We start from the raw sequence: 11,620 nt of genomic DNA on the forward strand, positions 1-11,620 counted from the left end.
GAATCGTGCAGGTCCATGACCGGTCGGCGCCACACCAGTAGCAAGAGCACCTTCCGCATCGCAGCCGTCGCCCTGGGCGCGGCCCTGGTGGCCGGCTGCGGCCTGGTCCCCGGGTCGGCGGAGAGCGCCGGGGACGGGACCGTCACGGTGATGACGTGGGCGCCGGAGAAGACCGACGCGACGAACATGCCCGGCATGCCGGCCATGGCACAGGCGTACGCGCGCTGGGTCAACGCGCACGGCGGTCTCGGCGGCCGGGAACTGAAGATCCTCACCTGCAACGACCGGAACGACAGCGTGGGCGCCGCGAAGTGCGCGCGCTCCGCCGTCGACCAGGACGTCGTCGCCGTCGTCGGCTCCTACAGCCAGCACGGCCGCGCGTTCCTCTCACCGCTGGAGTCCGCCGGCATCCCCTACATCGGCGGCTACGGCGTCAGCGACGCGGAGTTCACCAGTCCGCTCTCCTACCCGGTCAACGGCGGCCAGGCCGCGCTGCTCGCGGGCAACGGCGAGCAGCTCGCCGGGGCCTGCGACCGCACGGTCCTGGTCCGCCCCGACACCATCGCGGGCGACGAACTCCCGTCCCTGCTGAACAGCGGTCTCGCCCTGCGCGACCGTTCCGCCGCGACCGATCTGCGGGCCGCGGAGAACGCCACCGACTACGGCGGCCAGGCCCTTCAGGCGCTGACCACGGCGAGCGCGGCGCCCGCCGGCGAGGGCTGCGTCGCCGCGGTGCTCGGGGACCGTACGGACACGTTCTTCGACTCGTTCCGGCGGCTGCGCGCGGACTATCCGGCGGTGCGCACGGCGACCGTCCTCGGCAGCGTCGACCAGACCGTCATCAACCGCTCCGGCGGCGCGGGCAGCCCGTACGAGGGCGCGTACGTCACCGGCTGGTACCCGGCGGCCGACGACGCGCGCTGGGACCCGATGCGCAAGGCCATCAACGAGCAGGCCTTCGGCGACAACCGCATCGACCCGGCGGACGCGGGCGTGCAGACCACCTGGATCGCGTACACCGTCCTGAAGCAGCTCGTCGAGGCCCTCGGCGACCGTGAGGTCAGCGCACGCGCGCTGCGCATCTCCCTCGACCAGGGCAGGAAGGTCACGACGGGCGGCCTGACGCCTGCGCTGCGCTGGGGCTACGACCACATGTCCGCGGCCGGCGACTTCCCCCGCCTGGTCAACGCCCGGGTCACCTTCCAGCAGGTGCGCCAGGGCCGCCTCGTCGCGACCCGCAAGGGCTCGGTGGACGTGACGGACACGCTGGCGAAGGCATCCTGAGCAGGGCGCCCGCCCGGCCCTCCTACAGCTGTACGGCCGACCGCTGGGTCAGCTCGTACTTCGAGGCGATCGTGTTCCACAGGCCGGAGGCCTTCGTCTTCTCGGTGGACGCCGTCTGGCTGGACGAGTCGCCCGCGTGCCGCTGGGGCGTCACCTTGGCGTGCCCCTTGTGGCAGCCCTTCTTCCCGGCGGCCTGGTCGCCCCACGCCGCGTAGTGGGTGTCCGCCGACGCGGACGCCTTCCACGCCTTGGTGAGGGCGTCCTTCAGCGCGACGTTGTCGGGCAGCTGGTCCATGGTGAGGGCGTTGAGCCGCGTCACCAGGTTGTTGCGCTGGGTCGCTGCGTCCCGCAGGGCCTGGGAGGCCGGGCCGAGCTCTTTGCAGGCGCCGATGTTGGCGACGGCTCCGACGACCGCCTCGCGGCTGTTGCCCGAGTCGGCGAGCAGCTTGTCGAGGGCGACGGCCTGCTCCTTGGCCGGGTCGGCGGCCGGCGAGGACTGGTCCGAGGCGGCGGGCGAGGAGTCCGAGACGGTCTTGGTGGCGTCGGTCTTCGGGTCGTCGTCGCCGCCGCTGAGCAGGGTGCCCGCGCCGATGCCGACGACGAGGAGCCCGACCCCGACCGCGGCGATCAGCGGCACCTTGGAGCCGGTACGCGACTTGCGGCGCGGCGGCTCCGGCTCGTACGCCTGCTGCTGCGGCGGGGTCTGCGGTCCGCGCCCGCCCGGCCCGCCCGGCATGTGCGGGGCGTGCTGCTGCGCCTGCTGGGCGCGCGGGTCGAAGCGCGGCATCTGCTGCGTGGAGCCGGCCTCGCTCTCCGGCTCCGTACGGAACAGGGCGTCGAACTCGGCCGGGGGCTGGCGCTCGCCCGGCTCGCCGGGGCGCATGTCGTAGGAGGCGTTCTGCGGCGGCGACGGCTGCGCGGGCACCGGCGGTATGTACTGGGTCGCCTCGCTGTCCGGGCCCCCGGGTACGGCGTCGGGCAGCGCCCCCGGCATCGGCTGACGCACCGCGCGCCCCAGGTACTGCGTGGCGTCAGCGGCGGGCGCCTCGGGCGGCAGCAGAGCGGCGGCGTGCTGCTGAGGCTGCTGCTGATACGGCTGCGGTTGCTGCTGATGCGGCTGCTGCTGGGCGACCGGCGCTATGTACTGCGTGGCGTCGCCGTCGTAGGAACCGGCGTACGGAGCACCGTAGGCACCGCCCTGCGACGCGTCGTAGCCGGTGGGCGCGGCGGGCGGCAGCGGTGCCGCGCCGCCGTGCGGCGGCAGCGCCTGGGTGGGCGCCTGCGGCGGCAGCGGGGCGCCCGCCTGCGGCTGGCCCCACTCGTACGTCGGCATCGGCCCCGCGGCCTGTGCCTGCTGGGACTCGGGCCCCCACGGCTGGCCCCACGGGGAGGCGCCCGTGGGTCCTGCCTGGTCGCCGAACGTGCCCGGCAACAGGGGCTCTCCGCCGTCGGCGGGCAGCACGATGCCTTCATGTGCCTGCCGTGCCGCGGGAAGATGCGGATCTTCTCCGTGTCCGCGCTGCTGCGTCACCGGGACTCCTACGTATGGGGGACCTTCGGAATCGTCGGCTCACGCTACCGGGTCCCCGCACGCCCGTGCTACGCACCTCAAATCTCGGGAGCCTCCCCCGTGGCGGGAGTAACAAAACAAAGCGGTCGGGCGCTGTTTACACGACCCCCCTCCGGATCACGCGGCCTGCAACTCCACCCGCGCCCCGAACTCCCGTACCACCGGCTCCTCTCCGAACGGTTCGAGCCGTTCCTTGAGGTCCTCCAGATACTCCGCGCCCCGGTTGGAACGCAGCGTGCCGAGCAGCTCCACGGCCCGAAGTCCCGTGGCACAGGCCTGCTCCACCTCACGCTGCTGCACCTGGGCCGTGGCAAGGAGCACCAGGCCGATGGCGCGCCTCCTGGCCCGCGACTCCGGATGCCCGTCGAGCGACTCCTGCGCACATCGCGCGGCGTCCCTCGGCTGCCCCAAGTCCCGGTGACAGTGTGCGAGTTCATCGGCCAGATAAGCGTGGTCGAAATGGCTGATCCACGCCGGGTCGTCCCCGGAACCGCCCAGCCCTTCGGCGCGCTCCATCGCGGTGACCGCCGCACCGGAAGCGGCCTGCGCGGCGCGGGCGTCCCCGAGAAGAGCGTGGCCGCGCGCTTCGGCCGCGTGGAACATCGCCTCCGCGCGCGGTGTCACGCGCCCGCGCGCCCCCTCCTGAGCCGCGCGGGCGAGCTGGGCGATCTCCCGCGGATTGCCGAGCTGCGCCGCGAGATGGCTCATGGAAGCGGCCAGGACGTACCCGCCGTATCCGCGGTCCCCCGCGGCCTGGGCCAGCCTGAGCGCCTGGATGTAGTAGCGCTGGGCGAGCCCCGGCTGTCCGGTGTCGACCGCCATGTATCCGGCGAGCTCCGTCAACCGGGCGACGGCCGCGAACAGTTCACGCCCCACGGACTCCCGGTAGGACCCGGCGAGCAGCCCGCTCACCACACTGTTCAGGTAATGCACGACCACCGGGCGCACATGCCCGCTGCCGTACTGGTGGTCGAGATCGGTCAGCGCCTTCGTCATCGCCCGCACCGCCGCCACGTCCGACGGGCCGACCCGCGGCCCGGCGGCCCGTCCGACCTGCGAGTCGGGCACGGAGATCAGCCAGTCACGGCTGGGCTCGACGAGCGCGGACGACGCGACGGAGGACCCGGAGAGGAAATCTCTGCGTCCTACGTCACTGCGCCACAGCTCACACACCTGCTCGATGGCGCCGAGCACGGTCGGCGAGAACTGCAGACCGACACCCGAGGCCAGGTTCTTCCCGTTGGCCATGCCGATCTCGTCGATCGTCACCGTGCGGCCGAGCTTGCGGCCCAGCGCCTCGGCGATGATCCCCGGCGCCCGGCCGCGCGGCTGCTGCCCGCGCAGCCAGCGCGCCACCGACGTCTTGTCGTACCGCAGATCGAGACCGTGCTCGGCTCCGCACATGTTGACCCTGCGGGCCAGGCCCGCGTTCGAACAGCCCGCCTCCTGGATGAGTGCCTGCAGCCGTTCGTTGGGCTGTCGCGCGACGAGTGGCCGTGCGGCCATGGCATACCCCCTGCTGTGCCCGTCTCCCGGTGGCCGGCCGCGAATGACAGCCGGTTCGATGGATCACTGCCCGGCGGAGAAACGGAAGATGCACCACAAACGGGTAGCAAACCGCGCGCTCGGCGTGGCGCAACCCGACGGGGCCTCCTGCCCGGTCTCCCCCTCGTTCCCTCACCGCACTACCCATCCCCCGCTGCCGCCTCGCGCGCGCGCCCCCACCCATGCATCCATGCGCCCCAGATGCGGGAACGATGCTCCCGTCCCGCCCGCGTGTACACCCGTAACCCCGGGTGGCGGCGGGAGTTGAGAACGTCGTGGAAGAGACCATCGCAGGCACCTCGGACGTCACCTCACCCGTCACCGCTGCCGGACAGATCCCCCAGCAGCGCGGCGACTCCCTCCTCGACACGGCCGTGCGCTATGCGGAAGAGCGGCACTGGGACGTGGTCCCCGGCACCTGGCTGGAGTCCGACGACGGCGTCCAGCGCTGCTCGTGCGGCGACGTCCGCTGCCCGGCGCCCGGCTCCCACCCCGCGCGCCCCGACTGGGCGACGCAGGCCACCGGCAGCGCGACGGGCGCCCGCCGCCTGTGGTCGAAGCAGCCGAAGGCGTCGATCCTGCTCCCCACCGGCCGTACGTTCGACGCGATCGACGTGCCCGAGACCGCCGGGTTCCTCGCGCTGGCCCGCATGGAGCGCATGGAGCTCACCCTCGGCCCGGTCACCTGCACCCCCGACCGCCGCATGCAGTTCTTCGTCCTGCCCGGCGCGACCCTCAAGGTCCCCGACCTCGTCCGCAAACTGGGCTGGCCCCCGGCCTCCCTGGACCTCGTCACCCTCGGCGAAGGGGCCTACGTCGCGGCGCCCCCCACCCGCTTCGGCAACCAGGGCGCCGCCCAGTGGGCCTGCCGCCCCACCGCCGCCAACCGCTGGCTCCCCGACGCGGAGGAACTCATCTCCCCGCTCGCGTACTCCTGCGGACGCGAGGGGCGGCGCGGCTGAGGCGTGTCACCGCGCCCGGGCGGCGGCCACGTATCGTGCCCAGACGCACGACCACGCCGACGAAGGGAGCGCGCCCAGGTGGCCTCGACCGGGGAAGCAGCAGCCGTACGCGTACACGACCTCTGGAAGACCTTCGGGCAGCAGGCCGCCGTCGCCGGCATCGAACTGACCCTCCCAGCAGGCAAGTTCATCGGACTCGTCGGCCCGAACGGGGCCGGCAAGACCACCACCCTCTCCATGGTCACCGGACTGCTGCGGCCCGACCGCGGCACCGTGCACGTCGCGGGCCACGACGTCTGGGCCGACCCGGCCGAGGTCAAGGCCCGCATCGGCGTCCTGCCCGAGGGCCTGCGTCTCTTCGAGCGTCTCTCGGGGCGCGAACTCCTCGCGTACACCGGCAGACTGCGCGGCCTGCCCGGCGCCGAGGTCGACAAACGCGCGGCCCAGCTCCTGGACGTCCTCGACCTCTCCTCCGCCCAGCACAAACTCGTCGTCGACTACTCGACCGGCATGCGCAAGAAGATCGGCCTCGCCGCGGCGCTCCTGCACAACCCCGAAGTCCTCTTCCTGGACGAGCCGTTCGAGGGCGTCGACCCCGTCTCGGCGCAGACGATCCGCGGCGTCCTGGAACGCTTCACCCGGGGCGGCGCCACCGTCGTCTTCTCCTCCCACGTCATGGAGCTGGTGGAGTCGCTGTGCGACTGGGTCGCCGTCATGGCGGCCGGCCGCATCCGCGCCCAGGGCCCCCTCGCGGACGTGAAGGGCGACGCGGCCTCCCTCCAGGAAGCGTTCCTGAAACTGGTCGGGGCCGGCGGTCGGGACGGCGGCGGCACCCTCGACTGGCTGGGCGGCAAACGGTGACCCGCGTCCTCGTCCAGCTCAAACTCGCCCTGCTGCGCAACGGACTGCGCCAGTCCGCCGGACGCCGCGCCGCGTACATCGCCTCGGTCGCCGCCGTCCTGCTGGTCACGGCGCTCCAGCTCCTCGGCCTCGTCCTCCTCCACGGGAACACGCACGCCGCCACCGTCGGCACCCTCCTCACCGCCCTGCTCGCCCTCGGCTGGGCCGTGCTGCCGCTCTTCTTCCCCAGCGGCGACGAGACCCTCGACCCGACCCGCCTCGCGATGCTGCCGCTGCGCCCCGACCCGCTGGTCCGCGGACTGCTCGTGGCCTCCCTCGTCGGCGTCGGGCCCCTCTTCACGCTCTGCCTCGCGGCGGGCGCCGCGTACGCCGCCGCGCGCGGTCCCGCCGCCGCCGTCGTCGCCGTGCTCGCGGTGCCCCTCACCGTCCTCACCTGCGTCGCGCTCGCCCGGGCCGTCGCCGCCGCCAACATCCGGCTGCTCACCAGCCGCAAGGGCCGCGACCTCGCCGTCCTCAGCGGCCTCGTCGTCGCGATCGGCGCCCAGCTCGTCAACTTCGGCGCCCAGCGCCTCGGTTCGGCGGGCGGGGTCGCGGCGCTCGACCCCGTGGCGGACGTACTGCGCTGGATCCCTCCGGCGTCGGCGATCGGCGCGGTCGACGCGGCGGGCAACGGCGCGTACGCCACGGCCGCGGCCCAACTCCTGCTCTGCGCGGCCGGATTGGCGGCGCTCCTCACCGTCTGGCGTCGTGCCCTGACCCGCCTGATGACCTCCCCCGACGGATCGACGATCCAGGCCGCGGAACCCACCCGCCGCCGCACCGGCAGCGGCCGCCGCCTGCTCCCCGACGGCCGCACCGGCACCGTCATGGGCCGCACCCTGCGCTACGTGTGGCGCGATCCGAAGACCAAGGCCGCCTGGATCACGTCCCTCGCCATCGGACTGATCATCCCGGTCTTCAACGCCCTCCAGGGCACCGGTTCCGTCTACTTCGCGTGCTTCGCCTCCGGGATGCTCGGCATCCAGATGTACAACCAGTTCGGCCAGGACACGTCCGCGTTCTGGATAGTGGCCATGACGATCGCCTCACCCCGCGACGCCTACCTCGAAATGCGTGCCCGGGCCCTGGCGCTGCTCCTGATCACCGTCCCCTACGCCACGCTCGTCACCGTCGTCACCACGGCGATGCTCGGCGCGTGGGCGGACCTCGCGGAGGTGCTCGGCCTGTCCTTCGCTCTGCTGGGCGCGATGCTCGCGACGGGCGCCTGGTCCTCGGCCCGCTTCCCGTACTCGATCCCGCAGGAGGGCTACAAGAACGTCGCCCCGGGCCAGGCCGGCCTCGCCTGGATCTCCATCTTCGGCGGCATGGTGGCCGCGGCCCTGCTCTGCGCCCCCGTCCTCGCGCTCACGATCACCCTGCACGCGCAGGGCGCCGACGCCTGGTCCTGGACCCTCCTCCCGATCGGCGCGGCCTACGGCACGGCGGCCACCTTCCTCGGCCTGCGCCTGGTGGCCCCGCGCACGGCGTCCCGTCTGCCGGAGATCCTGACGGCGGTGAGCAAGGGCTAGCCGCCCGTAGAACGCAGGCGACCCGCGAGCCATGGTTCCTCCCGTACGAGACGGTCGGAAGCCGGCCGGACGTACCGGCGGCTCGCGGGTCGGGTGACTGCTTGGGAATAGGGCCGGCTGCACGCACCACTCACGTGCTGGTCCGGCGCCGAATTCGAGATGCGACGTCGGGCCGCTAGCCCGCAGTCACCTCAGACGTCCGGCGTGCATACATGCTCCGAACCACCTCCTCTCCTCTGTGCAACACAGCCTACGAATCGACGCGGCGGCCCTCAACCGGTTTTTCGAGACCTTGGGAACACGGCAGGAACGGGGCGGCCGTCGGGTGGTGGGGGCGTAGGGGGCATGCTGGAGGGGTGCGGTTATGGGATTTCGCGAAGTTGACCGAACTCCGTGTGGGATGCGTCACGTTCGAGTTGAATGATCTGAAGCAGTACGCGCAGTACGAGGACCGCGCGGTATTCGTAGCGCCGACACAGCCTGCAGGGGGTGCCAGGTGAGTGCTTCCCGGCGTAGTGGGACCACCGACGCGCTCGGGCCCGATGAGCCGGAGCGGGACGGGGCCGATCTGCTGGCCGCGTTGCTGGACGGGATGGACGCCGCGCTGTGCGCGTTCGACGCCGATGGGGTCGTGACCCATTGGAACCGGGAGGCCGAGCGGATCCTGGGCTGGTCGGCGGGGGAGGCCGTGGGGCGGACGGGGTTCGCGGGGTGGGCCGTGCGGTCCGCCGACGCGGACGAGGTGCAGGGGCGGCTGCTGGCCGCGATGCACGCGCCGGGGCGCCAGGTGAACGAGTTCGCGCTGGTGACCAAGGACGGGGGCCGGGTCCTCGTACGGACCCAGTCCGCCGTCGTGCGGGGGGCCGACGGGAAGCCCGCCGGGGTGTACTGCGCGTTCAGCGAGGTGCACGCGCAGATCGACCTGGAGCGGTCCATCGCGCTGAGCGAGGCGCTGTTCGAGGACGCCGCGTGGGGTGTGGTCCTGGTCGACGCCGACCTGCGGCCCGCCGTGGTGAACGCGCATGCCGCGCGGGCCCTGGGTTCCGGCCGCAGCGCCGTGCTCGGGCGGCCGCTGGGCGATCTGATCTCCCAGGGTGTGGAGGAGCTGGAGGGCGCGCTCGGCCATGTGCTGGCGGAGGGGGCGCCGCCGTCGCCGACGGAAGTGTGGGTGACGCTGCGGCTGCCCGGCGAGGACGGTGCGCGCCAGGAGCGCCGGTGCTGGCGGAGCGGGTTCGTGCGGCTTGCGTCGCCGTTGGCCGAGGAGCCGGTGCCGCTGGGCGTCGGATGGCTGTTCCAGGACGTGACCGAGGCCAAGCTGATCGAGCAGGAGGCCGCTCAACTCCGCTTCCGGGCCAACCAGTTGCACCGGGCCGCGCGCGCCGCCGCGGAGTGCGAGGATCCGGCGGAGGCGGCGACCGTGCATCTGGACTTCGCACTGGCGGGGTTCGCCGATCACGCGGTGATCGACCTGCTGGTGAGCGAGGAGCCGCCGCGGCTCGTGCGCGGCGCGGCGACGCCGTCGGGGGCGCCCGGCGCCAGTCTGCTCGTGACGCGGGGCGCGCTGCCGGTGCGGTACGCGGAGGGGCACCCGGCGTTGCAGTGCGTGGACCGGGCCGGTTCCGTGCGGGCCGGCGCGCCGGAGCCGACCGGTGCGGCGGCGGCGCAGTGGGCGGCGGCCCGGCAGTGGCCGGGGGGGTCGGTGTTCGCGTTGTGCGCGGCGCTGCGCAGCCGGGGGCGCACGCTCGGGGTGGTGACGTTCCTGCGCGGTGTCAGCCGCACCCAGTTCGAGCGCGGGGACGCGATGTACGCGGAGAGCGTGGCGGTACGGATCGCCGGCGCGGTGGATCTGGCGGCGCTGGGTTCGGCCTAGAAGCCTTCTCGCTGTCCGGGCCGCCGCTCAGTGCTGGTAGAAGATGCGGTCGCGGTACTCGGCGAAGACCTTGGCGTTCCAGTCGTGGCCGCCGTCGACGTTGCCGGAGCGGAGCAGCGGTGGCTGGATGCCGCGGTCGGCGAGGGTGGCGGCGCAGGTGGCGAGCGTGGCCTGCATGAGGGCGCTGGTGGTGACGGTGGAGGCGGAGGCGAAGGGGGCGTCGACGCCTTCGTGGTCGAGTTCCGCGTCGCCCACCGCGATCTTGGAGTCGAGGACGATGTCGCAGTGGTCGCGCAGGTACGTGCCGGAGGCGTGGCGGGAGCGGGGGGCGTCGGGTCCGCTCGCGTACGCGAGGGAGGTGACGCCGATGACCTTGAGGCCGAGCGCCCGGGCGTTCATGGCCATCTCGACGGGCAGCGCGTTGCGGCCGGAGAGGGAGATGATGACGAGGGCGTCGCCCGCGGTGGCGGGGCTGGAGTCGAGGACCGCGGCGGCCAGGCCGTCGACGCGCTCCAGGGCGGAGCCGAGGGTGGCGGGCATGACGTCGACGCCGACGGCGCCGGGGACGGCCAGCAGGTTCATCAGGGCGAGGCTGCCCGCGCGGTAGACGACGTCCTGCGCGGCGAGCGAGGAGTGGCCGGCGCCGAAGGCGAAGAGGCGGCCGCCCGCGACGACGGTGTCGGCGAGGAGGGTTCCGGCGGCGGTGATGTTCTCCGTCTCCTCGTCGCGGACCCGCCCCAGCAGGGCGATCGCGGTGTCGAGGTACTGCGTGGCCGGCTTGCTCTCGCGCATCGGCGTAGCCCCTTGAGTCGTGGTGTCGCGGATCACGGTGCGGTCTGGACCAGGCTTGTGTCAATACGCTTCGGGACCCTGCCCTGGGCGCCGTTCTCCCGGTGCGGGACGGTTGTCAGCGGTATGCGTCAGAATTGAGGGCAGGGCCAGCGACACGAGCGACGCGGCGAGCCAGCGGGGCCGCCGCGGAGCAGAGAGCTACACGAGGGGCACGTATGTCCGGACTGATCGACACCACGGAGATGTACCTCCGCACCATCCTCGAGCTCGAAGAGGAAGGTGTGGTCCCCATGCGCGCCCGGATCGCCGAGCGGCTCGACCAGAGCGGCCCGACGGTCAGCCAGACCGTGGCCCGTATGGAGCGGGACGGCCTGGTCGCCGTCGCCGCCGACCGGCACCTGGAGCTGACCGACGAGGGGCGCCGCCTGGCGACGCGCGTGATGCGCAAGCACCGGCTCGCCGAGTGTCTGCTGGTCGATGTGATCGGCCTGGAGTGGGAGCAGGTGCACGCGGAGGCCTGTCGCTGGGAGCACGTGATGAGCGAGGCCGTGGAGCGGCGCGTCCTGGAGCTGCTGCGGCACCCGACGGAGTCGCCGTACGGGAACCCGATCCCGGGGCTGGAGGAGCTGGGCGAGAAGGACGGGGCGGACCCGTTCCTGGACGAGGGCATGGTCTCGCTCGCCGATCTGGACGCGGGCGCGGACGGCAAGACGGTCGTCGTGCGGCGGATCGGTGAGCCGATCCAGACGGACGCGCAGCTGATGTACACGCTGCGCCGGGCGGGCGTGCAGCCCGGTTCGGTGGTCAGCGTGACGCAGTCGCCGGGCGGGGTCCTGGTGGGCAGCAGCGGTGAGGCGGCCGAGCTGGAGGCGGACGTCGCCTCGCACGTCTTCGTGGCCAAGCGCTGAAAGCCTGACCGGTGACTCAACTGCCCCGCCGCGCGGGGCAGTTGCCACGCTCTTGTGCGCGCGGCACATTCGCGCAGAAAGCAAGATTCACTGTGCGGAATCGCAGCGGTGGGGCGCGCTACGTGCAAGGCTGTCGCGTGAGGCATATGACCGGAGGGGGCCTGGTATGGACCTGCCGTTCGGGATGCGTCGGGACCCGGGTCGGGGCCGAGGAGCGCGGGAGACACTCGGAGCGACTTCTGAAGCAGAGGGCCCCGGCG

At 72.9% G+C, this 11,620-nt stretch carries 9 protein-coding genes; 6 read left to right on the forward strand and 3 right to left on the reverse strand.

The annotated features are described in order from the left end of the window. Positions 1-15: 15 nt before the first annotated feature. Positions 16-1,284: an ABC transporter substrate-binding protein gene (locus ABD366_RS03955; RefSeq protein WP_324771963.1), complete on the forward strand. Its 1,269-nt coding sequence runs from the start codon at positions 16-18 to the stop codon at positions 1,282-1,284. Between the two features lie 22 nt (positions 1,285-1,306). On the opposite strand, the gene ABD366_RS03960 is transcribed toward ABD366_RS03955, so the two are convergent. Further along, a complete protein-coding gene (locus ABD366_RS03960; RefSeq protein ID WP_324771962.1) occupies positions 1,307-2,815 on the reverse strand; it encodes a hypothetical protein in 1,509 nt (502 codons plus the stop codon). 156 nt (positions 2,816-2,971) lie between these two features. Then, a complete protein-coding gene (locus ABD366_RS03965) occupies positions 2,972-4,360 on the reverse strand; it encodes an NsdA family TPR-like regulatory protein (RefSeq protein ID WP_324771961.1) in 1,389 nt (462 codons plus the stop codon). Between the two features lie 314 nt (positions 4,361-4,674). On the opposite strand from ABD366_RS03965, the gene ABD366_RS03970 reads away from it, so the two are divergent. The 4 genes from ABD366_RS03970 (at position 4,675) to ABD366_RS03985 (ending at position 9,660) form a co-directional block, all read left to right on the forward strand. Next, positions 4,675-5,361, forward strand: coding sequence for a bifunctional DNA primase/polymerase (locus ABD366_RS03970; protein WP_324771960.1), 687 nt, complete (start codon positions 4,675-4,677; stop codon positions 5,359-5,361). A gap of 78 nt (positions 5,362-5,439) precedes the next feature. Further along, the gene (locus ABD366_RS03975) at positions 5,440-6,222 is read left to right on the forward strand and encodes an ABC transporter ATP-binding protein (protein ID WP_324771959.1); all 783 of its coding nucleotides are present in this window, start codon (positions 5,440-5,442) and stop codon (positions 6,220-6,222) included. Continuing rightward, positions 6,219-7,790 (forward strand): transporter, encoded by a 1,572-nt coding sequence (locus ABD366_RS03980; RefSeq protein ID WP_324771958.1) that lies wholly within the window; start codon positions 6,219-6,221, stop codon positions 7,788-7,790. The genes ABD366_RS03975 and ABD366_RS03980 overlap by 4 nt, the downstream gene beginning before the upstream one ends. 496 nt (positions 7,791-8,286) lie before the next feature. Next, positions 8,287-9,660, forward strand: coding sequence for a PAS domain-containing protein (locus tag ABD366_RS03985; RefSeq protein ID WP_344441091.1), 1,374 nt, complete (start codon positions 8,287-8,289; stop codon positions 9,658-9,660). A 27-nt stretch (positions 9,661-9,687) separates the two neighbouring features. On the opposite strand, the gene ABD366_RS03990 is transcribed toward ABD366_RS03985, so the two are convergent. Further along, entirely contained in the window at positions 9,688-10,452 is a 765-nt protein-coding gene (locus ABD366_RS03990; RefSeq protein WP_324765926.1) for an SIS domain-containing protein, read from the reverse strand. A 215-nt stretch (positions 10,453-10,667) separates the two neighbouring features. Here ABD366_RS03990 and ABD366_RS03995 point away from each other — a divergent pair, with 215 nt between their 5' ends. After that, positions 10,668-11,360, forward strand: coding sequence for an iron-dependent transcriptional repressor DtxR (locus tag ABD366_RS03995; protein ID WP_324765927.1), 693 nt, complete (start codon positions 10,668-10,670; stop codon positions 11,358-11,360). Positions 11,361-11,620 lie beyond the last annotated feature (260 nt).

This window comes from Streptomyces kunmingensis, assembly GCF_039533535.1.
Classification (GTDB): domain Bacteria; phylum Actinomycetota; class Actinomycetes; order Streptomycetales; family Streptomycetaceae; genus Streptomyces; species Streptomyces kunmingensis.